Source organism: Bacillus cereus group sp. MYBK5-2 (genome assembly GCF_051915685.1).
GTDB lineage: Bacteria > Bacillota > Bacilli > Bacillales > Bacillaceae_G > Bacillus_A > Bacillus_A cereus.
On the sequence record NZ_JBQAFE010000005.1, the window covers coordinates 178358 to 198575 of the forward strand.

The window sequence follows — 20218 nt, forward strand, 5'->3', positions numbered from 1 at the left end:
AATATTACCCTACTTGAACTTATTGCCTTTCATTATTAATTATTTGCCTTCCGTATTTTTTCCCTTTACCCATGAAAAAAGAGAATAACGTTAAAGTGTGGTGTCTGAATGAATTTGTCAATTGCAGCATTAGAAAACATGAAATTAAAAGAGTTATACGAGCTTGCGAAAGAATTTAAGATTTCGTATTATAGCAAGTTAACAAAAAAAGAGCTGATTTTTTCTATTTTGAAAGCTCGAGCAGAAAAAGAAGGTTTCTTTTTCATGGAAGGCGTATTAGAAATTATTCAATCAGAAGGATTTGGATTCCTACGTCCTATCAACTATTCTCCAAGCTCAGAAGATATTTATATCTCAGCTTCGCAAATTCGTCGTTTCGATTTACGTAATGGAGATAAGGTTTCTGGTAAAGTACGACCTCCGAAAGAAAATGAACGCTATTTTGGGTTATTACAAGTTGAAGCTGTAAACGGAGATGATCCAGATTCAGCAAAAGAGCGTGTGCATTTCCCTGCATTAACACCATTATACCCAGATCGCCAAATGAAATTGGAAACGGAACCGAAAAAGTTACCGACACGCATCATGGATTTAATCGCACCAGTTGGATTTGGACAACGTGGTTTAATTGTTGCGCCTCCAAAGGCTGGTAAAACAAGTCTATTAAAAGAAATCGCGCACAGTGTTACAACAAATCATCCGGAAGCAGAACTAATTGTACTTTTAATTGATGAGCGTCCAGAGGAAGTAACAGACATTGAACGTTCTGTTAAAGGAGATGTTGTAAGTTCTACTTTTGATGAAGTACCAGAAAATCATATTAAAGTAGCTGAGCTTGTGTTAGAACGTGCGATGCGTCTTGTAGAGCACAAGAAAGATGTTATCATTTTAATGGATAGTATTACCCGTTTAGCTCGAGCTTACAACCTCGTTATTCCACCAAGTGGTAGAACATTATCAGGTGGTATCGATCCAGCTGCCTTCCATAGACCGAAGCGTTTCTTTGGAGCCGCACGTAATATTGAAGAAGGCGGTAGCTTAACAATTTTAGCAACAGCCCTTGTTGATACAGGATCACGTATGGACGATGTTATTTACGAGGAATTTAAAGGAACTGGAAATATGGAACTTCACTTAGATCGTTCATTAGCTGAACGTCGTATCTTCCCAGCGATTGATATTCGTCGTTCTGGTACACGTAAAGAAGATCTATTAATTCCAAAAGAACATTTAGACAAGTTATGGGGCATTCGTAAGACAATGCGTGATACACCAGACTTTGTTGAAAGTTTCTTACGTAAGCTTCGTCAAACGAAGACAAATGAAGAGTTTTTACAAAACATTGTTGCAGACTCGAAAAGGTATGTAACAACTAAGTAAAGGGAAAAAAATCAGGACTCGCTTATTTTATAGTAAGCGAGTTTTTTATGCTGTTTAGGTGATATTAAAGAGAGATAAGTGAGAGAACCTTAGCCAGTCAGAGCTAAACGAGCCGCTTCTGCTTTTAAATGATATCCAGTTCCGGTGGCTAGCTCTTCGCAGCTAAGAACCTTCCGCCCGAAAGGTAAAAAGCACCTTTAGGGCGAAAGAACCTTAACTGGTCAGAGCTGAGCGTTTAAGATAATATCCAGCTCCAGCGGCTAGAATGGTCGGTGGCTTCGCGTCTTCCTACGAGGTAAAAAGCACCTCTACGTCAGAAGCTCCATCCCCCTCCCATTCTGAACGAGCCGCTTCTGCTTTTAAATTGTATCTAGTTCCGACGGCTAGCTCTTCGTGTCTAAGAACCTCCCGCACTAAAGGTAAAAAGCACCTTTTGTGCGAGAGAACCTTAGTCAGTCAGAGCTAAACGAGCCGTCTACACTTTTAATTTCAAAAGACAAAAACAGGTAGTTGCAAAATGAAGTTAGCCTTGTTATAATTTCATCATATGTGTTTCATCAATATAGTTGTGTATGCAGCTGAAGATGAAAAACTCTGTTTCGAAAATGATTCAGGGCGGAAGGAGATGAAAAGAATGAAAGCAGGAATTCACCCAGATTACAAGAAAGTTGTATTCATGGACACAAACACAGGCTTCAAATTCTTAAGCGGATCTACTAAAGGATCTAACGAAACTGTTGAGTGGGAAGATGGTAACACTTATCCATTACTAAAAGTTGAGATCAGTTCTGATTCTCACCCATTCTACACTGGACGTCAGAAGTTTGCTACTGCAGACGGACGCGTTGACCGCTTCAATAAGAAATACGGTCTTAAGTAATAAAAACATAAAACAGGCAAGTGTATGTATTCGCTTGTCTGTTTTTTTTGCGAAAATATTATACCTTTACCCTACTTTTAACTGAAAAGTAGATGAAAGGAGAGCTTCATGTACTTAATAAATCAAAATGGCTGGATTGAAGTGATTTGCGGTAGTATGTTTTCTGGCAAGTCAGAAGAGCTAATCCGCCGTGTGCGCCGTACGCAATTTGCAAAACAACATGCAATTGTATTTAAACCATGTATTGATAATCGATATAGTGAAGAAGATGTTGTATCACATAACGGATTAAAGGTAAAAGCAGTTCCTGTTTCAGCTTCAAAGGATATATTTGAACATATTACAGAAGAGCTGGATGTTATTGCAATCGATGAGGTGCAATTTTTTGATGGGGACATTGTGGAAGTGGTGCAAGTATTGGCAAATCGTGGCTATCGTGTCATTGTAGCTGGTTTAGACCAAGATTTCCGTGGTCTACCATTTGGACAAGTTCCTCAGCTGATGGCGATTGCTGAACATGTGACAAAACTACAAGCAGTATGTTCTGTATGTGGATCTCCAGCAAGTCGTACACAACGATTAATTGATGGAGAACCAGCGGCATTTGATGATCCAATTATTTTAGTTGGAGCTTCAGAATCGTATGAACCACGTTGTCGTCATTGTCATGCAGTACCTGCAAACAAAGATAAGTAAAACTCGCTGCGCAAGGCGGGTTTTTTTCAAAATAGAGAGAATGAGCGGTGTGAGCCGCTTGCGCTTTTAAATATAATTTGCGTTTTTTTGAGTAAGTACCATATACTATTTGTATTAGATACTAGGATGTAGAGGTGAATGATGTGTTAGATCGTTTGCAAGCTGTAGAAAATCGTTATGAGAAGTTAAATGAATTGTTAAGTGATCCAGCGATTATTAGTGATTCAAATAAGCTTCGTGAATATTCAAAGGAACAGTCTGATATACAGGAAACGGTAGAGGTGTATCGTGAGTATAAGGATGTTCGTGAGCAATTAAAAGATGCGAAAGCAATGTTAGAAGATAAGTTAGACGCAGAAATGCGTGAAATGGTAAAAGAAGAAGTTTCTGAGTTAGAATCACAAGATAAAACATTATCAGAGCGTCTGAAAATTTTACTTGTTCCAAAAGACCCTAATGATGATAAGAACGTTATCGTTGAGGTTCGTGGAGCTGCTGGTGGAGACGAGGCAGCTTTATTTGCTGGTGACTTATACCGTATGTATAGCCGTTACGCTGAGGTACAGGGCTGGAAAACGGAGATTATTGAGGCTAGCTATACAGAGTTAGGTGGATATAAAGAGATTATCTTTATGATTAATGGTAAAGGTGCTTTCGCGAAGCTGAAATTCGAGAATGGTGCTCACCGTGTACAACGTGTTCCTGAAACGGAATCTGGTGGACGTATTCATACATCTACAGCAACTGTAGCTGTATTACCAGAGGCAGAAGAAGTAGAAATTGATATTCATGAGAAAGATGTTCGTGTTGATACATTCGCTTCTAGTGGACCTGGTGGACAGAGCGTTAATACAACGATGTCAGCGGTGCGTTTAACGCATTTACCGACTGGTGTAGTTGTATCTTGTCAGGATGAGAAATCACAGATCAAGAATAAAGAAAAAGCGATGAAAGTATTACGCGCACGTGTTTATGATAAGTTTAGACAAGAAGCGCAAGCTGAGTATGATCAAAACCGTAAACAAGCTGTTGGTACGGGAGATCGTTCAGAGCGTATTCGTACGTATAACTTCCCGCAAAACCGTGTTACAGACCATCGAATCGGTTTAACGATTCAAAAGCTAGATCAAATCTTACAAGGTAAGTTAGATGATTTCATCAATGCCTTAGTGATGGAAGATCAGGCTCAAAAGATGGAGGCAGCTGAGTAATGCGTGTCTATGAAGCCCTGAAATGGGCTTCTTCTTTTTTACAGGAAAATGGACGAGATGAAAATGCGGGAGAAATTGTCCTTTGTCATGTATTAAAGGTGAACAGAACAGGATTACTTATGAATATGCGTGAAGAAATAACTGAGGAACAAGAGAAAAGCTTTACGGAGTTTATCCATAAGCATGTAGAAGGTATTCCTATTCAATATATGATTGGTTATGAAATGTTTTATGGACGGTCTTTCTTTGTGAATGAAGAAGTATTAATACCAAGGCCGGAAACAGAAGAGCTTATAGTGGGAGTATTAGAAAGAATCGAGCGCCATTTTGGTGATGAGAAACTACATGTAGCAGATATAGGTACAGGTAGTGGAGCGATTTCTATTACGCTGGCTTTAGAAAATAAAAATCTTCATGTGTATACAGTAGATATTGCACAAGAGTCGATTGAAGTTGCAAAAGAAAATGCAAAAGCTTTAGGTGCAGAAGTAACGTTCTATCACGGTGATTTATTGTCACCATTTCATAAAACGGGTCAAAAGTTAGATGTTGTTGTTTCAAATCCTCCATATATACCGGAAGAGGATTGGCGTGGTCTTTCTCCTGTTGTGAAAGAGCATGAGCCGAAGAGAGCACTTGTTGGTGGTGAAGACGGATTAGATTTCTATCGCCGTTTTATGGAAGAATTGCCGAATGTGTTGCAGAAGAAAGCGATTGTGGCGTTTGAAATTGGAGTAGGACAAGGTGAGGATGTAAAAAGATTGTTACAACAAGCTTTTCCACATGCTCATGTTGAGGTTGTTTTCGATATTAACGGAAAAGATCGTATGGTATTTGCAGAGATGGAGTAAGGTTCACACCTTACTCTGTTTTTTTGTGGAAAAATTCATATAGATTTTGAATTTAATAGTTTAGAAAGATGAAAGTCTGTCCACACTGTTTGTAGAAGGGACGGTGGAGGAAATGAAAAAACAAGTTATTGCTTATCTTCTTATACTATTAATTGGTGCACAGTTACTTGTGCAGTTTGGATATATGAAAGCTGATGCGAAAGGGCCTTCAGTTATTCCGAAAGAGGCCGTTCGATTACGAATTTTAGCAAATAGTGATTCAGATAAAGACCAGGCATTAAAGCGTAAAGTGCGTGATGAAGTAAAAGCACAAATTGATGGATGGGTAGCGGATTTAACTTCATTTGAAGAGGCGCGCAAAGTAATTCAAAGTCATATTCCAGAAATCGAGAAAACGGTGGAAAATACGTTAAAAAGAGAAGGAAGTAAAGAATCATTTCAAGTGAAATTTAGTAAGAATGTAAAGTTTCCTACAAAGGTATATGGGAATTTTATTTATCCAGCAGGAGAATATGAAGCGGTATTGATTACAATTGGAGAAGGTGAAGGGGCGAACTGGTGGTGTGTATTATTTCCACCAATGTGTTTCTTAGATTTTTCGAGTGGGACAGCTGTAAGAAAAGAAGAGCACGTTGTGAAGGCGGAATCTCCTGAAGAGGAGCAGGTGAAACAACTAGATGAGGAAGTAGTAAATACAGAAGAGAAGAAAGTGGATAAGGTAAAAGAAACGAAAGTTGTAAAACAGGAAGTAGTAAAAAAAGTAACATCTTCTGAAAAGAAAGTAGTAAAAAATGAAACAAAAGTCGAAGAGCAGCCTGTAAGTAAAGAAGAAACAAAAAATGTGGAAAAAGTGGAGAAACCTGTGGAGAAAAAACAAGAACAGCAAAATGAGTATGTAAAAGTAGAAGAGGAAGAAGAAAAGCCAGAAGTTAAATTGTTTATTGTAGAAGCTTTTACATCTTTATTCTCTAAATAGTACTATTAATAAATCCCTCCTCATATATAAAAATGAGGAGGGATTTATTATGAAGAAAGTGTATTTTGCTACGAAAGCAGATGTGGAAAGATTACATTCTTTTTTCGGACAAGCTAATAAAAAAGATGATAAAATAAATGAGTTGTACGCACAATTTATGATTTTGGAAGAGGCGGAAGAAATACGAGCTGTAATTGGTTATGAACAAAGTGGGGAAGATGTACTTATTCGTTCTTGTTTATTCACACCTCATGTGGATAAACAGACTTTCTTATATTTTTTTGAAATGTTTTTGCAGTATATAAAAGAAAAAAGTGTTCAACAATTGTACTTACTAACAAATCATCCACAATCTGTACCGATCTTTCAGTTCTTTGACTTTTTTACTATAGAAAAGGATGAGGTTCCAGAGGGAATTCAACAGCTAGAACATTTTTGTAAAAATATAAAAGAGCAGAATGCAATAATACTAAATTGTCAGCTATTCACAAAGTTATCCACGGATTAATTAGGTTTATCCACATTTTGTGGATAAACCTTGTTTGTCTTTTGGATAAATCTCATAGTAAACTAAAAATAGACAAGTATTTAAGGCTAGAAAAGGACGTGGAAAAAAATGCATACAAATATGTGGGTTGTGGATAATGTTGTGGAAAGAAAAAAATATTATCCACAGTTACAAGAAGCAGCAAAATTATTAAGAGAAAATGAGGCGGTTGCTTTCCCTACGGAAACAGTATATGGGTTAGGGGCAAACGCGATGGATGATGAAGCAATCGCGAAAATTTTCGAAGCGAAAGGAAGACCGAGTGATAATCCACTCATTGTCCACATAGGTACAAAATCTCAGTTAGATGGGATTGTGAAAGAAATTCCACCAGTTGCAGAGAAGTTAATGGCGCATTTTTGGCCAGGACCATTAACAATTATTTTGCCTAGAAAAGAAGGGATTTCAGAGAAGGTGACGGCAGGACTTAATACGGTTGGAGTAAGAATGCCTGATCATCCAATTGCACTTGCTCTTATTGAAGAGGCGAATGTACCTGTTGCAGCACCAAGTGCGAATCGTTCAGGGCGTCCAAGTCCAACATTAGCTTCTCACGTATATGAAGATTTGAATGGGAAGATTGCAGGTATTGTTGATGGTGGTGCAACTGGAGTAGGCGTTGAATCAACTGTAATTGATTGTACAAGCGCGGTTCCAACAATATTACGTCCAGGTGGGATTACGAAAGAACAATTAGAAGCGGTGATAGGTACTGTTTCTTTAGATCCAGCTTTAAAGGATGAGAAGGAAAAACCGAAATCGCCTGGAATGAAATACACACATTATGCGCCGAAAGCACCACTTAGTATTGTTGAGGGCTCACGTGAGTTTATTCAGCATCTTGTGGATGAGAAAAAGAAAGAAGGATTTAAAGTAGGCGTATTAACGACAGAAGAGTATCAGCATGTATATAGTGCAGATGTTATATTATCTTGTGGTGTTAGAAGTGACTTAGCTAGCGTTGCGACTAAATTATATGATGTACTTAGAACATTTGATGCAAGTAAAGTGGATGTTATTTTTAGTGAGTCATTCCTGAATGAAGGAATAGGGAATGCAATTATGAATCGTTTAACAAAAGCGGCAGGACATCATATTATTATTGAATGATAAGGTAAGATTAGCAAACAGAATATTTCTCCTTGGATAAGCATATTGTGAAGTAGCACGTCCAAGGAGGGGCATGAATGACGTTTGAACAGCTAATACCTTTAATAATTATGGCATTCGCCTTAGGGATGGATGCGTTCTCGGTGAGTCTTGGTATGGGGATGATGCCCCTAAAGTTAAGACAAATCCTGTATATTGGTATGACGATAGGGATATTTCATATTATTATGCCGTTTATAGGAATGGTACTAGGTCGTTTTTTATCAGAGAAATATGGAGATATCGCACATTTTGCGGGTGCTATTTTATTAATCGGACTAGGGTTTTATATCGTATATTCGACCATTTTACAAAATGAAGAGACTAGAACTGCCCCTATTGGAATTAGTTTATTCGTATTTGCATTTGGCGTCAGTATAGATAGTTTCTCAGTAGGGCTTAGTCTTGGTATTTATGGGGCACAGACAATTATTACGATTTTACTGTTTGGATTTGTTAGCATGTTATTAGCGTGGATTGGTTTATTAATTGGGAGACATGCGAAAGATATGCTCGGTACATACGGTGAGATAGTAGGTGGTATCATTTTGGTTGGGTTTGGATTATATATCCTTTTTCCTATATAATTTTATGTAGGAGGGAATTATGAACAAGCTATTGGAATGGTATGTTAAATTTTTAACCTTCTTTCCTCGATGGCTAAGAAGACTTATAATTTGGGGTATTATTTTGCAAATTTCGATGTTAGGTTGGATTAAGTTAATTCGTGAATGGTGAGATAGTTCCTTTCTGTGAATATTTTGTTTGTACTATATTTATTACGCTAAAAATTACAGATATAGAAAGGATGAGATGAATGACGAGATTGAAGCAAGTTTTTGGTATTATTATTAGTTTTTTTGTTTTTTGGTTTAGTATGCTTGGTGTACAAATGTTTGCTGAGTTTTTAGATATTGAGTCATTGAAATTTGTTGCGGGAAAGACTGAGGCGGCGCGTGCCTTTTACTCTCCGTACCCGTTTTTAATTGTTTTTCTTATTACATTGCTTTCCCTATACTTCTTCGTAATTAAGCTAGGGAAGCCGAAAAAAGAGAAAATGCCTACTTTAGAGGAAAAGAAGGAAGAATTACAATGATAAAATCTCCTGCTAAAAAGCAGGGGATTTTATATTTGAGTGATGGGAGGAATCTAGCCCCATTGCTTTTAAATATATCCAGTTCCAGCGGCTAGCTCTTCGCATGAAGCAAAAAGCGCTTCAAGGTCGAGAGCTTGAAGTGCCCTGCGATTCTGAGCGAGCCGCTTCCGCTTTTAGATATATCTAGCTCCAGCGGCTAGAATGGTCGGTGGCTTCGCGTCTTCCTGCGAGGCAAAAAGCGCCTCTACGTCAGAAGCTCCATCCCCCTCCCATTCTGAGCGAGCCGCTTTCGCTTTTAAACTGGCCTAACTAATTCAAATTGTTCTCCTAATTTTGCATAGTTGTGTCCTGCTAGGCGGCTTATTGGTTTGAGTCCTTCGGCGTGAATGCGCCCTTTTTCATATAGATGTTCGGCAACGTGGAAACGAACGACACGTCCAATTAGTAGATCACAAGCTGGTGAGTCTTCTGTTCCACCAAGTGGAATTGCACGTTCTAATACGCATTCCATTCGAATATTTGCTTCTTTTACACCTGGAACGGAGATGACTTCACTTTCAATTGGTGTTAGTTTTGCTAGTTCAATTTCACTTTCATTTGGCGGGAGATTAGCTGCTGTTTCATTAATTGCTGCTACATATGATTCGTCAGAAATATGTACGACAAATTCACCTTTTTCAATTGCGTTTCGGGAAGTGTCCTTTCTTTCTCCGGCTTTTCGTTGTACAGATACTGAGATAAGTGGTGGATTAGCAGCGACAATATTAAAATAACTATATGGTGCGCCGTTTAATACACCGTCTTTTGTTACAGAAGTAACGAATGCGACAGGGCGAGGGATGATACTTCCAGTAAGTAATTTGTAATTATCTTTTTCAGTTTGTTCATTTGGATTAATGGATAACATGCTTGTAATCCCCTTTCTAAATATGAATACTTATTGTTTGTTTACAAGATAACGATGAGAAAATCCTGCTGGAAATAATATTTTGTTTCATAAAAAGAACTTACTTCAATTGTAATGAAGTAAGTTCTTTTTCAAGAATCTCAAATTTGAGATAAAAATTAAAGTAAAACGTATGCGCCAGGTCCGATTAAAGCTACACCAACAGCAACAGCGATTAACATTAAGTTATATTCATATCCATTTTGTGTTACCCAGTAACCATTTTTTCCGTGAACAGTGAAGATAGCCATTAACATTGTTCCAACGATAAATAATGAACCAACTACAATGAAAATACCTGATGCGAATAAGAAACCACCTAGTAATTCAGTTGCGCCAGCCATAAATGCCATAAATACACCAGGACGTAAACCGATTGACTCCATCCAGCCACCTGTTCCTTTTAAACCGTAACCGCCAAACCAACCAAATAATTTTTGAGCGCCATGACCCATGAATGTAATTCCTATAATAAGACGAATAATAAGTAGACCGAAATCCATCATTTTTAAAAACCCCCTAAAAGTTATTAACTTATCTTACGTAAGTAATAATAAAATAGTTACTTACTTTAGTCAAGTTGATTTTGAAAAAATTTCGAATTAAATTTTACAAATTAACAACAAAAAATAAAATGTAGTAAAGACCTCTAGACAAGTTGGGCAAAAAAAGAGAAAATATAAATAGAAGTTAACTTCTAATTGTTATTCAGACAATCAGAATTGACTGGAATTTTGTGAAGCGCTACAATAAGAGTCTATTAGTAATGACGTAATTTATTTCGAAAGCGTTTTTACAGTATAATATTCGAAGTATGAAGTCTTACATGTATCCCGAGCTTTACTAGGGATTGCCCTATAAACTTTTAGGTAAATTATAAGGAGGACTATCCTATGTTTAAAAAATTATTCGGTCTTGGTTCAAAAACAAATGAAGAAACAATCGTAGCTCCATTAACTGGAGCAGTGAAAAATATTGAAGAAGTACCAGATCCAGTATTTGCTGGTCGTATGATGGGTGACGGTGTTGCAATTGATCCTACTGAAGGTGTAGTTGTATCTCCAGTTGATGGTGAAATCGTACAATTATTCCACACAAAACATGCTATCGGAATTAAAGCGAAAAACGGTACAGAAATTTTAATCCACGTTGGATTAGAAACTGTAAAAATGGAAGGTGAAGGTTTCGAAGCTCACGTTTCTGAAGGCCAAGCTGTAAAAGCTGGAGATAAATTAATCTCATTCGACTTAGAATTAATCCGTGAAAAAGCGAAAAGCACAATTACTCCAATTGTTATTACAAACACAGATGCAGCTGAGTCTATTAAGACAACTGTAGGCGTAGCAGCTACAAAAGGTTCAACAGAAGTAATGAAAGTTACAATGAAATAATTGCAATATAAGAGGAATCCGTTTCGTATGAAATGGATTCCTTATTTTTGTTGCGTGTTCAGTATGTATGTTAAAATACTCTAGGCACTTGGAAATAGGGTTTCACATATATGTGGATAAGGCGCATTTTTCTTAGAAAAAATATAAGAGAAATGCGCCTTTTGTATATTCACATTTCTTTTGTTCTATTCTAATGTAAGTTATGATGAATGATAAGAAATCGAATATAGGGGTGGGTTTGAATGAAACGAGTGTTATTTGTTTGTACTGGCAATACATGTCGTAGTCCAATGGCTGAGGCGTTGCTTCGTCATCACGGAGGAGATAAGTTTGAAGTGCAATCTGCTGGTGTTTTCGCCTATCCTGGGAGCGATGCATCGGTACATGCGAAGGAAGCTTTAGCTGAAAAAGGAATTTCAATTGATCATGCGGCGCAGCAAGTAAATGAAACTTTGCTTGATTGGGCTGATATTGTCGTAACGATGACAGAAAACCATAAGCAAATTGTACTTGGGCATTATCCGAGCGTTGAAAAGAAATTAAATACGTTATATGGATTAACTGAAGGTATAGGCAAGGACATTTCAGATCCATTTGGAGGCTCGCTTTCTATTTATAAAGAAACGTTAGATGAGATGGAAAAACTTGTACAAACTTTACTGAAAAAACATTCAGTAGGTTGATGTTTCGTGTATAATACGATATTGGAGATCACTTCTTCCTATATGAGGTAGCGAGTGTGAAATGAAGATAATTGATTGAAACTTTGGAGGGGTAAAAATGAAAGTAGTAATAGCATCTGATCACGGCGGTATGAATATCCGCAAAGAACTTGTAAGTTTATTAGAAGAGTTAAATATTGAATATATTGATTTAGGTTGTGAATGTGAAGCTGGTTCTGTTGATTACCCTGACTTTGCGTTTCCAGCAGCTGAAATGGTAGCGAATGGTGAAGTAGATCGTGGTATTTTAGTTTGTGGGACAGGCATTGGTATGTCAATCGCAGCAAACAAAGTAAATGGTATCCGTTGTGCGTTAGTTCATGATACTTTCAGCGCGAAAGCGACGAGAGAGCATAATGACACTAACATGCTAGCAATGGGAGAGCGTGTAATTGGTGCTGGTCTAGCGCGTGATATCGCGAAAATCTGGTTAACAACTGATTATGAAGGTGGTCGTCACGAAAACCGCGTAGGAAAAATTAAAACATACGAAACAAAGTAATAGATTCTAACTATCAGTAGTGTGAAATATAATTTGGTGAACCAACCTGTGAAAGGAAGAGGCGTAATGACAGAAATCGTAAAGGTAAGAGAACAGCTACAAATGTCGCTTTCTGATTTCCAAGAACAAGCTTCATTACAAAGCGGTCAAGTTTTTGTAGTGGGTTGTAGCACGAGCGAAGTGCTAGGCGAAAGAATTGGAACATCAGGAACGATGGAAGTAGCAGAGGCGATTTTCTCTGAGTTAAAACAATTTCAAGAGCAAACAGGTATTGAATTAGCGTTTCAATGTTGTGAGCATTTAAACCGTGCTTTAGTAGTTGAGAGAGAAGTAGCGATAAAATATCAATTTGAAATTGTAACAGTTACGCCTGTTAGATCAGCAGGTGGTGCATTGGGGACATACGCGTATCACAATTTGAAAGATCCGGTAGTAGTTGAGTTTATTAAAGCTGATGCAGGAATGGATATTGGTGATACATTTATCGGTATGCATTTAAAGCATGTAGCTGTTCCGGTTCGTACAAGTGTGAAGGAAATTGGAAGTGCGCATGTAACGATGGCCAAAACACGTGGAAAACTAATTGGTGGAGCACGTGCTGTCTATGCGGCAGTGGAAGAGACTACCACTTGCCGTTAAATATGAGAAATTAGGAAGTCATATAGTACCTGTTTATCATAAGGTAAAAGGTATGTTGTCTGACTTTATAATAGAAGAAAGAAAAGACCGATTTTCGGTCTTTTTTTTCTTTTATGATATAGAAAGTCATGTTAGAATGTAGTTGAAAACATGAAGGTTCGAAAGAATTACAACCTGAATTTTCGTTTTTTCTGAATAAATAAGAAAAAACTGTTGGGAATCGATGTAATTCGTTCAGAAAAGGGGGATTTTGGTGGATCATTTAAAACGTCAAGATGAAAAGGTATTTGCTGCAATTGAGGCAGAACTAGGAAGACAGCGTTCAAAGATTGAGTTAATTGCTTCGGAAAACTTCGTAAGTGAAGCAGTAATGGAGGCACAAGGTTCTGTTTTAACGAATAAGTATGCTGAAGGATATCCTGGAAAACGTTACTATGGTGGCTGTGAACACGTAGACGTAGTAGAAGATATCGCACGTGATCGCGTGAAAGAAATTTTCGGCGCAGAGCACGTAAATGTTCAACCACACTCTGGTGCACAAGCGAACATGGCAGTATACTTCACGATTTTAGAGCAAGGCGATACAGTACTTGGTATGAACTTATCTCATGGTGGTCACTTAACACACGGAAGCCCTGTTAACTTCAGTGGAGTACAATATAATTTCGTAGAATATGGCGTGGATGCTGACTCTCACCGTATTAATTACGATGATGTATTAGCAAAAGCGAAAGAACATAAACCAAAATTAATCGTTGCAGGTGCAAGTGCATACCCTCGTGTTATCGATTTCAAGCGATTCCGTGAGATTGCAGATGAAGTGGGCGCTTATTTAATGGTTGATATGGCACATATCGCAGGTTTAGTAGCTGCTGGTTTACATCCAAACCCAGTACCACATGCACATTTCGTTACAACGACAACACATAAAACGTTACGTGGTCCGCGTGGTGGTATGATTTTATGTGAAGAGCAATTTGCAAAACAAATTGATAAATCAATCTTCCCTGGTATTCAAGGTGGTCCACTTATGCACGTAATCGCTGCAAAAGCTGTTGCATTTGGTGAAGCACTTCAAGATGATTTCAAAACATATGCACAAAATATCATTAACAATGCGAACCGCTTAGCTGAAGGTCTTCAAAAAGAAGGACTTACACTTGTTTCTGGCGGAACAGACAATCACTTAATCTTGATTGATGTTCGTAACTTAGAAATCACAGGTAAAGTAGCAGAGCACGTATTAGATGAAGTTGGTATTACAGTGAACAAAAATACAATTCCATTTGAAACAGCAAGCCCATTTGTAACAAGTGGTGTACGTATCGGTACAGCAGCTGTAACATCTCGTGGTTTCGGTTTAGAAGAAATGGATGAAATTGCGTCACTTATTGCTTATACATTAAAAAATCATGAAAATGAAGCTGCGTTAGAAGAAGTACGTAAGCGTGTAGAAGCGTTAACTAGCAAATTCCCAATGTATCCAAATCTATAATAGATTGAAGAAGACTGCCGAGACTTAATTGTTTTGGCGGTCTTTTTTTTGGACATATATTATTTTTAAAGTATGTATACAAATGATGAATAAATTTTGGCGATATAATGAAGGATACAGCTCCCATAATTGGTAAAGATACTAGATAGATTCATTGTAAAATCATGATTTTGCCAAATTTGCCCTTGAATATTAGTAGCGTTTTCTTTACAATCGTAAATAGTGTAAAAAAGCGTGCAAACGCATGAATATCATCTAAAGGAGAGATTCACATGGGAAAACTGTATGTATTTGATCACCCGTTAATTCAACATAAGATTACATATATTCGCGATAAGAATACAGGTACGAAAGATTTTCGTGAATTAGTGGACGAAGTAGCAAGCTTAATGGCTTTCGAAATTACTCGCGACCTTCCACTTAAGGACATTGAAATTGAAACACCTGTAAGCAAAGCGACAACAAAAGTGATCGCTGGTAAAAAACTTGGTTTAATTCCGATTTTACGTGCAGGTTTAGGAATGGTTGATGGAATTCTGAAATTAATTCCAGCAGCAAAAGTAGGACACGTTGGTTTATACCGTGACCCTAAAACATTGCAACCGGTAGAATACTATGTGAAACTTCCAACGGATGTAGAAGAGCGTGACTTTATCGTACTAGATCCGATGCTAGCAACAGGTGGTTCTGCGGCTGAAGCAATTAACTCTCTGAAAAAGCGCGGTGCGAAACAAATTAAATTAATGTGTATCGTTGCAGCTCCAGAAGGGGTAAAAGTAGTACAAGAAGAACATCCTGATGTTGATATTTATGTAGCAGCATTAGATGAGAAATTAAATGACCACGGATATGTAGTACCAGGTCTTGGTGATGCTGGTGACCGTTTATTCGGAACGAAGTAAGACAACTGACGAGCAGGGGAGATTCCCCAGCTCGTCTTTTTTGCTGTAAGCAAGTAGGGGAGGGGGAGAGGATAAATATACATCGTATATACAACATAAGTTGCATACACCTCACATATAATATAGAAGTCTTACGTCTGAGGAACACTATATTATGGAAGGAAAGCGTTATATCTCGAAAATATAATAGTGACAAACTTGTGAACATTTCCTTCTATTATAAAGAGAAAACTGTTAGAAATTGCATATATGTAACCAGTATTTAGAAGGGGAACGTTTTCATTTTTGGGAGGAAATGCCTAATACTCAAATTTTTAGATTTTTTACGATTTCTCGTTGACACTGTTAATACCCTATTGTATGCTAACAACGGGGATAGATGGTAGGGCTTTCAGTGACAAAATTACATCTATTCCGTGACGAAAATGTAAACTTTTTGTTTTGTATAGGATTTATGCAAAAAAATGAGTTATTATTAACACATCGTGAATGAGGGTTACATATTGGAGGGATGAATCCTTGCAAAAAAACGATCGCAGCCATATAAAAGCTTATGCTTTAATGTCAGGTATTCTTGCTCAATTAGTCGGTTCTATTCTTGTTGGAATCTTTGGTGGGCAGTGGATTGATAATAAGGTTGGAACGTTTCCGTTGTTTCTTATTATAGGGTTATTACTCGGACTAGGAACAGGGGTATACGCAATGATTCGACTCATTCGACATTACTATTCGGGAGAGCAATGATGATAGACGTACATGGACTTGTCCAAAGACAAAAGAAATATATGTACTACTTGCTTGCGCTTCTAGTGCTAGGATGGGGATTTACCTCTTACAAGGATGTATTTCTTGGACTGATTATCGGGACGATTTTCAGTTTTCTTAGTTTGCGCATCATTGCACGTAGAACAGACAAGCTGCTAGATCGCGTAACAAATGGAGAAAACGTGAAGTTCAAGGCAACAGCGGTAAGTACATATTCAAGATTCGCCACGATTGGGTTATTAATTTTATTTGCAGCCAAATATCAAGAGTTAATCGCGATGTGGGGCCTAGGTGTAGGATTGCTGACAGGATACCTTGTCATGATCATAGATTTTCTTTATTTAGAGTATAAGAGCAGGGAAGAGAGGTGAATTACTAGTGGAACACGGTAAATTAGTTGAATTTCTAGGTTTAACGTTCGATTTGTCATCAGTTATGATGGTTACTGTAGCAGCAGTTATTGTTTTCTTAATCGCTGTTATCGGAACTCGCAGCTTAGCTCTTCGCCCAACCGGGATGCAAAACTTCATGGAATGGGTGTTTGACTTCGTGAAAGGGATTATCAATAGTACGATGGACTGGAAAACAGGTGGACGTTTCTTAACGCTTGGCGTTACGCTTATCATGTTTATCATCGTATCGAACTTCCTTGGTTTACCATTCATGTATTCAGCAACTGAAGCTGGCGAACATATTGCATGGTGGAGATCACCAACGTCTGATCCAGCAGTTACATTAACATTAGCCGTGATGGTAGTTACCCTCACCCATTATTATGGAATTAAGATGAAGGGTACGAAAGAGTACGTAAAAGGTTATTTCCAACCTATGAAATTCTTATTCCCATTAAAGGTTATTGAGGAGTTTGCTAACACATTAACGTTAGGTCTTCGTTTATTTGGTAACATTTATGCAGGTGAAATCTTATTAGGATTACTTGCTAAGTTGGGCGGAGCATCAGTCCTTGGGGCATTAGGTGCGCTTGTACCAATGTTAGCATGGATGGGATTCAGTGTATTCGTTGGATCAATCCAAGCATTTATTTTCGTTATGTTAACGATGGTTTATATGGCTCATAAAGTAAGCCATGACCATTAATATAATTTAAGTAAGAAAAAATTTATTTTTTTATAATACAAAGGAGGACAAATTAAATGAGTTTAGGTGTAATCGCAGCTGCAATTGCAATTGGTTTATCAGCATTAGGTGCAGGTATTGGTAACGGTCTTATCGTATCACGTACAATCGAAGGTGTTGCTCGTCAACCAGAATTAAAAGGCGCACTTCAAACAATTATGTTCATCGGGGTTGCTTTAGTTGAGGCACTTCCAATCATCGGTGTAGTTATTGCATTCATCGTAATGAACAAATAAGGGAGACTCCCCTTACATAGATGGCGAAGAGTGTTTTTCCGAACTTTCTTCGCCATTGCTTTATGAACGAAACGTATGTCTTTTTTTTTCATATGATCAATTTAGATATTTTGAAGGGAGTGAATCCTTGTGCCAACTTTATTATTAGGAGCTTCCATTCCATTTGGAACGATTGCTTATACATTGTTCATTTTCTTACTTCTATTAGTAATGCTACGCAAATTTGCGTGGGGTCCTTTAATGGGAATTATGAAAGAACGTGAAGAGCACGTTGCTAATGAAATCGACGCTGCAGAAAGAAATAATGCTGAAGCGAAGAAATTAGTAGAAGAACAACGTGAGATGTTAAAACAATCGCGTGTTGAAGCACAAGAGTTAATCGAAAGAGCGAAAAAGCAAGCTGTAGATCAAAAGGATGTTATTGTTGCTGCTGCGAAAGAAGAAGCAGAATCAATTAAAGCATCTGCTGTACAAGAAATTCAACGCGAAAAAGAGCAAGCAATTGCTGCTTTACAAGAACAAGTCGCTTCTTTATCTGTTCAAATTGCTTCTAAAGTAATTGAAAAAGAATTAAAAGAAGAAGATCAAGTGAAGTTAATTCGCGATTATATTAAAGAAGTAGGAGAAGCGCGATGAGCAATGGGATTGTAGCAAAACGTTATGCTGTCGCTCTTTTTAAAATTGCAAAAGAAAAACACGTATTAGAAATGTTTGAAGAGGAATTACGCCTTGTACAAAACGTTTATGTAAAGAACGGAGAACTACATAGCTTTTTAACGCAACCGAACATTTCAAAGGAACAAAAGAAAACGTTTCTTGCAAACGTATTCGGATCTGTTTCTGAATCTATTTTAAATACGTTATATATTTTAATTGATAACAAACGCATTGATATCCTACCTGAAATTGCAGATGAATATGTTGTTCTTGCTAATGAAGAACGTAACGTAGCGGATGCAACTGTATATTCTACTCGTCTTCTATCAGAAGAAGAGAAGCTTAACATTGCTGAAGCATTTGCAAAGAGAACGGGAAAAGATGCAATTCGCGTGAAAAATGTTGTAGATGAAGATTTACTAGGCGGAATTAAAGTACGTATTGGAAATCGCATTTATGACGGAAGTTTACAAGGAAAATTAGCACGTATTCAGCGTGAATTAATGAAGAATAGATAGGGGTGAAGCACATGAGCATCAGAGCTGAAGAAATTAGCGCACTGATAAAGCAACAAATCGAGAACTATCAGTCTGAAATCGAAGTTAGTGATGTTGGTACAGTTATCCAAGTTGGTGACGGTATCGCGCGTGCTCATGGTCTTGATAACGTTATGGCTGGTGAACTTGTAGAGTTCTCTAACGGCGTTATGGGACTAGCACAAAACTTAGAGGAAAACAACGTAGGTATTATCATTTTAGGACCTTACACAGAAATCCGTGAAGGTGACGAAGTTCGTCGTACTGGTCGCATCATGCAAGTACCAGTAGGAAAAGAACTAATTGGTCGTGTTGTAAACCCATTAGGTCAACCAGTTGATGGTTTAGGCCCAATCAATACAACAAACACTCGTCCAATCGAAAGTCCAGCACCAGGTGTAATGGATCGTAAATCTGTTCATGAGCCACTTCAAACAGGTATTAAAGCGATCGATGCTCTTGTACCAATTGGCCGTGGTCAACGTGAGTTAATCATTGGTGACCGTCAAACTGGTAAAACAGCAGTTGCACTTGATACAATCATTAACCAAAAAGATGAAGACATGATTTGTATCTACGTAGCAATTGGACAAAAAGAATCAACTGTACGTAACGTAGTAGAAACACTACGTAAGCACGGTGCATTAGAATACACAATCGTTGTAACTGCATCTGCTTCTCAACCAGCGCCATTATTATACCTAGCTCCTTACGCTGGTGTAACAATGGGTGAAGAGTTCATGTACAATGGTAAACACGTATTAGTAGTATATGATGACTTATCAAAACAAGCAGCGGCTTACCGTGAGCTGTCATTACTATTACGTCGTCCTCCAGGTCGTGAAGCTTACCCAGGGGATGTATTCTACTTACATTCTCGCTTATTAGAGCGTGCAGCAAAATTAAGTGATGCAAAAGGCGGCGGTTCTTTAACTGCACTACCTTTCATCGAAACACAAGCAGGGGACGTATCAGCATACATCCCAACAAACGTAATTTCTATTACGGATGGACAAATCTTCTTACAATCTGACCTATTCTTCTCTGGCGTACGTCCAGCGATCGATGCGGGTACTTCTGTATCTCGTGTAGGTGGATCTGCTCAGATTAAAGCAATGAGTAAAGTATCAGGTACACTTCGTCTTGACCTTGCATCTTACCGTGAGTTAGAAGCGTTCGCTCAGTTCGGTTCTGACCTTGATAAAGCAACTCAAGCGAAATTAAACCGTGGTGCTCGTACTGTTGAGGTATTAAAACAAGGATTACACAAACCGTTACGTGTAGAGAAACAAGTTATCATTCTTTACGCTTTAACACGTGGATTCCTAGATGATATCCCAGTAGTAGATATCACTCGTTTTGAAGAAGAATTCCATGCTTGGTTAGATTCTAATGCGACTGACTTATTAGAAGAAATCCGCACAACTAAGAAACTTGCGGATGACGACAAATTTGCAGCGGCAATCAATGGATTTAAAAAAGTATTCGTAGCTTCTGAATAATA

27 protein-coding genes are annotated in these 20218 nt (G+C 37.9%); 25 read left to right on the forward strand and 2 right to left on the reverse strand.

Annotated features, from left to right (window positions below):
- Positions 1 to 108 precede the first annotated feature (108 nt).
- From rho to ACTFP3_RS18750, 11 genes are all read left to right on the forward strand, one after another.
- Complete coding sequence (rho, locus tag ACTFP3_RS18700; protein ID WP_001053903.1) at positions 109 to 1380, forward strand: transcription termination factor Rho; 1272 nt, start codon at positions 109 to 111, stop codon at positions 1378 to 1380.
- Between the two features lie 634 nt (positions 1381 to 2014).
- Positions 2015 to 2260, forward strand: coding sequence for a type B 50S ribosomal protein L31 (locus ACTFP3_RS18705; RefSeq protein ID WP_000643433.1), 246 nt, complete (start codon positions 2015 to 2017; stop codon positions 2258 to 2260).
- A 108-nt stretch (positions 2261 to 2368) separates the two neighbouring features.
- A complete protein-coding gene (locus ACTFP3_RS18710; RefSeq protein WP_000280859.1) occupies positions 2369 to 2956 on the forward strand; it encodes a thymidine kinase in 588 nt (195 codons plus the stop codon).
- Positions 2957 to 3099: 143 nt separating this feature from the next.
- Positions 3100 to 4167 carry a peptide chain release factor 1 gene (prfA, locus tag ACTFP3_RS18715; RefSeq protein ID WP_000887064.1) on the forward strand — a complete coding sequence of 356 codons (1068 nt, stop codon included), beginning with the start codon at positions 3100 to 3102 and terminating at the stop codon, positions 4165 to 4167.
- On the forward strand, positions 4167 to 5018 hold the full coding sequence (prmC, locus tag ACTFP3_RS18720) for a peptide chain release factor N(5)-glutamine methyltransferase (RefSeq protein ID WP_001267065.1): 852 nt from the start codon (positions 4167 to 4169) through the stop codon (positions 5016 to 5018). Before prfA ends, prmC begins: the two co-directional genes overlap by 1 nt.
- A gap of 112 nt (positions 5019 to 5130) precedes the next feature.
- Positions 5131 to 5994 carry a stage II sporulation protein R gene (gene spoIIR / locus ACTFP3_RS18725; RefSeq protein WP_065224472.1) on the forward strand — a complete coding sequence of 288 codons (864 nt, stop codon included), beginning with the start codon at positions 5131 to 5133 and terminating at the stop codon, positions 5992 to 5994.
- Between the two features lie 49 nt (positions 5995 to 6043).
- Positions 6044 to 6502: a mechanosensitive ion channel protein gene (locus ACTFP3_RS18730; protein ID WP_440010974.1), complete on the forward strand. Its 459-nt coding sequence runs from the start codon at positions 6044 to 6046 to the stop codon at positions 6500 to 6502.
- A gap of 108 nt (positions 6503 to 6610) precedes the next feature.
- Entirely contained in the window at positions 6611 to 7651 is a 1041-nt protein-coding gene (locus ACTFP3_RS18735; RefSeq protein ID WP_440010976.1) for an L-threonylcarbamoyladenylate synthase, read from the forward strand.
- A gap of 77 nt (positions 7652 to 7728) precedes the next feature.
- Positions 7729 to 8277 carry a manganese efflux pump MntP gene (locus tag ACTFP3_RS18740; RefSeq protein ID WP_000142475.1) on the forward strand — a complete coding sequence of 183 codons (549 nt, stop codon included), beginning with the start codon at positions 7729 to 7731 and terminating at the stop codon, positions 8275 to 8277.
- A 19-nt stretch (positions 8278 to 8296) separates the two neighbouring features.
- Positions 8297 to 8428, forward strand: a complete 132-nt coding sequence (locus tag ACTFP3_RS18745; protein WP_001037634.1) for a hypothetical protein — start codon at positions 8297 to 8299, stop codon at positions 8426 to 8428.
- Positions 8429 to 8507: 79 nt separating this feature from the next.
- Entirely contained in the window at positions 8508 to 8786 is a 279-nt protein-coding gene (locus ACTFP3_RS18750; RefSeq protein WP_000197472.1) for a DUF3935 domain-containing protein, read from the forward strand.
- Positions 8787 to 9081: 295 nt separating this feature from the next.
- Here the strand turns inward: ACTFP3_RS18750 and ACTFP3_RS18755 are convergent, their stop codons facing one another.
- Both ACTFP3_RS18755 and ACTFP3_RS18760 read right to left on the reverse strand, forming a co-directional pair.
- Entirely contained in the window at positions 9082 to 9693 is a 612-nt protein-coding gene (locus ACTFP3_RS18755) for a flavin reductase family protein (protein WP_006925768.1), read from the reverse strand.
- A gap of 158 nt (positions 9694 to 9851) precedes the next feature.
- On the reverse strand, positions 9852 to 10238 hold the full coding sequence (locus tag ACTFP3_RS18760) for a DoxX family protein (RefSeq protein WP_000968616.1): 387 nt from the start codon (positions 10236 to 10238) through the stop codon (positions 9852 to 9854).
- A 387-nt stretch (positions 10239 to 10625) separates the two neighbouring features.
- Between ACTFP3_RS18760 and ACTFP3_RS18765 the strand changes: the two genes are divergently transcribed.
- The 14 genes from ACTFP3_RS18765 to atpA all read left to right on the forward strand — a co-directional run bounded on the left by ACTFP3_RS18765 (position 10626) and on the right by atpA (position 20216).
- Complete coding sequence (locus tag ACTFP3_RS18765; RefSeq protein ID WP_000473665.1) at positions 10626 to 11123, forward strand: PTS sugar transporter subunit IIA; 498 nt, start codon at positions 10626 to 10628, stop codon at positions 11121 to 11123.
- Between the two features lie 242 nt (positions 11124 to 11365).
- The gene (locus ACTFP3_RS18770) at positions 11366 to 11806 is read left to right on the forward strand and encodes a low molecular weight protein arginine phosphatase (protein WP_000832373.1); all 441 of its coding nucleotides are present in this window, start codon (positions 11366 to 11368) and stop codon (positions 11804 to 11806) included.
- Positions 11807 to 11903: 97 nt separating this feature from the next.
- Complete coding sequence (gene rpiB / locus ACTFP3_RS18775) at positions 11904 to 12347, forward strand: ribose 5-phosphate isomerase B (protein WP_000869542.1); 444 nt, start codon at positions 11904 to 11906, stop codon at positions 12345 to 12347.
- A 66-nt stretch (positions 12348 to 12413) separates the two neighbouring features.
- Positions 12414 to 12986: a TIGR01440 family protein gene (locus ACTFP3_RS18780; protein ID WP_000136386.1), complete on the forward strand. Its 573-nt coding sequence runs from the start codon at positions 12414 to 12416 to the stop codon at positions 12984 to 12986.
- A gap of 253 nt (positions 12987 to 13239) precedes the next feature.
- The gene (glyA, locus tag ACTFP3_RS18785; protein ID WP_000349806.1) at positions 13240 to 14481 is read left to right on the forward strand and encodes a serine hydroxymethyltransferase; all 1242 of its coding nucleotides are present in this window, start codon (positions 13240 to 13242) and stop codon (positions 14479 to 14481) included.
- A gap of 272 nt (positions 14482 to 14753) precedes the next feature.
- On the forward strand, positions 14754 to 15383 hold the full coding sequence (gene upp / locus ACTFP3_RS18790; RefSeq protein WP_000517539.1) for a uracil phosphoribosyltransferase: 630 nt from the start codon (positions 14754 to 14756) through the stop codon (positions 15381 to 15383).
- A 379-nt stretch (positions 15384 to 15762) separates the two neighbouring features.
- Positions 15763 to 15876 carry a DUF4024 domain-containing protein gene (locus ACTFP3_RS18795; RefSeq protein WP_000232962.1) on the forward strand — a complete coding sequence of 38 codons (114 nt, stop codon included), beginning with the start codon at positions 15763 to 15765 and terminating at the stop codon, positions 15874 to 15876.
- 26 nt (positions 15877 to 15902) lie between these two features.
- Positions 15903 to 16127, forward strand: coding sequence for an AtpZ/AtpI family protein (locus tag ACTFP3_RS18800; RefSeq protein ID WP_001171223.1), 225 nt, complete (start codon positions 15903 to 15905; stop codon positions 16125 to 16127).
- Positions 16127 to 16519, forward strand: coding sequence for an ATP synthase subunit I (locus ACTFP3_RS18805; protein ID WP_000567600.1), 393 nt, complete (start codon positions 16127 to 16129; stop codon positions 16517 to 16519). The genes ACTFP3_RS18800 and ACTFP3_RS18805 overlap by 1 nt, the downstream gene beginning before the upstream one ends.
- A 7-nt stretch (positions 16520 to 16526) precedes the next feature.
- Positions 16527 to 17246 carry a F0F1 ATP synthase subunit A gene (atpB, locus tag ACTFP3_RS18810; RefSeq protein WP_000399871.1) on the forward strand — a complete coding sequence of 240 codons (720 nt, stop codon included), beginning with the start codon at positions 16527 to 16529 and terminating at the stop codon, positions 17244 to 17246.
- 56 nt (positions 17247 to 17302) lie between these two features.
- Positions 17303 to 17521, forward strand: coding sequence for a F0F1 ATP synthase subunit C (atpE, locus tag ACTFP3_RS18815; RefSeq protein ID WP_000052064.1), 219 nt, complete (start codon positions 17303 to 17305; stop codon positions 17519 to 17521).
- 129 nt (positions 17522 to 17650) lie between these two features.
- Complete coding sequence (gene atpF, locus ACTFP3_RS18820; RefSeq protein WP_001142624.1) at positions 17651 to 18157, forward strand: F0F1 ATP synthase subunit B; 507 nt, start codon at positions 17651 to 17653, stop codon at positions 18155 to 18157.
- A complete protein-coding gene (atpH, locus tag ACTFP3_RS18825; RefSeq protein ID WP_000064683.1) occupies positions 18154 to 18696 on the forward strand; it encodes a F0F1 ATP synthase subunit delta in 543 nt (180 codons plus the stop codon). The genes atpF and atpH overlap by 4 nt, the downstream gene beginning before the upstream one ends.
- Before the next feature lie 11 nt (positions 18697 to 18707).
- A complete protein-coding gene (gene atpA, locus ACTFP3_RS18830) occupies positions 18708 to 20216 on the forward strand; it encodes a F0F1 ATP synthase subunit alpha (RefSeq protein WP_000027518.1) in 1509 nt (502 codons plus the stop codon).
- Positions 20217 to 20218: the final 2 nt, after the last annotated feature.

Coding starts and splice junctions, on each gene's coding strand:
- rho (WP_001053903.1), top strand. CDS start 109: ATGAATTTGTCAATTGCAGCATTAGAAAACATGAAATTAAAAGAGTTA.
- ACTFP3_RS18705 (WP_000643433.1), top strand. CDS start 2,015: ATGAAAGCAGGAATTCACCCAGATTACAAGAAAGTTGTATTCATGGAC.
- ACTFP3_RS18710 (WP_000280859.1), top strand. CDS start 2,369: ATGTACTTAATAAATCAAAATGGCTGGATTGAAGTGATTTGCGGTAGT.
- prmC (WP_001267065.1), top strand. CDS start 4,167: ATGCGTGTCTATGAAGCCCTGAAATGGGCTTCTTCTTTTTTACAGGAA.
- spoIIR (WP_065224472.1), top strand. CDS start 5,131: ATGAAAAAACAAGTTATTGCTTATCTTCTTATACTATTAATTGGTGCA.
- ACTFP3_RS18730 (WP_440010974.1), top strand. CDS start 6,044: ATGAAGAAAGTGTATTTTGCTACGAAAGCAGATGTGGAAAGATTACAT.
- ACTFP3_RS18735 (WP_440010976.1), top strand. CDS start 6,611: ATGCATACAAATATGTGGGTTGTGGATAATGTTGTGGAAAGAAAAAAA.
- ACTFP3_RS18740 (WP_000142475.1), top strand. CDS start 7,729: ATGACGTTTGAACAGCTAATACCTTTAATAATTATGGCATTCGCCTTA.
- ACTFP3_RS18745 (WP_001037634.1), top strand. CDS start 8,297: ATGAACAAGCTATTGGAATGGTATGTTAAATTTTTAACCTTCTTTCCT.
- ACTFP3_RS18750 (WP_000197472.1), top strand. CDS start 8,508: ATGACGAGATTGAAGCAAGTTTTTGGTATTATTATTAGTTTTTTTGTT.
- ACTFP3_RS18755 (WP_006925768.1), bottom strand. CDS start 9,693: ATGTTATCCATTAATCCAAATGAACAAACTGAAAAAGATAATTACAAA.
- ACTFP3_RS18760 (WP_000968616.1), bottom strand. CDS start 10,238: ATGATGGATTTCGGTCTACTTATTATTCGTCTTATTATAGGAATTACA.
- ACTFP3_RS18765 (WP_000473665.1), top strand. CDS start 10,626: ATGTTTAAAAAATTATTCGGTCTTGGTTCAAAAACAAATGAAGAAACA.
- ACTFP3_RS18770 (WP_000832373.1), top strand. CDS start 11,366: ATGAAACGAGTGTTATTTGTTTGTACTGGCAATACATGTCGTAGTCCA.
- rpiB (WP_000869542.1), top strand. CDS start 11,904: ATGAAAGTAGTAATAGCATCTGATCACGGCGGTATGAATATCCGCAAA.
- ACTFP3_RS18780 (WP_000136386.1), top strand. CDS start 12,414: ATGACAGAAATCGTAAAGGTAAGAGAACAGCTACAAATGTCGCTTTCT.
- upp (WP_000517539.1), top strand. CDS start 14,754: ATGGGAAAACTGTATGTATTTGATCACCCGTTAATTCAACATAAGATT.
- ACTFP3_RS18795 (WP_000232962.1), top strand. CDS start 15,763: ATGGTAGGGCTTTCAGTGACAAAATTACATCTATTCCGTGACGAAAAT.
- ACTFP3_RS18805 (WP_000567600.1), top strand. CDS start 16,127: ATGATAGACGTACATGGACTTGTCCAAAGACAAAAGAAATATATGTAC.
- atpE (WP_000052064.1), top strand. CDS start 17,303: ATGAGTTTAGGTGTAATCGCAGCTGCAATTGCAATTGGTTTATCAGCA.
- atpH (WP_000064683.1), top strand. CDS start 18,154: ATGAGCAATGGGATTGTAGCAAAACGTTATGCTGTCGCTCTTTTTAAA.
- atpA (WP_000027518.1), top strand. CDS start 18,708: ATGAGCATCAGAGCTGAAGAAATTAGCGCACTGATAAAGCAACAAATC.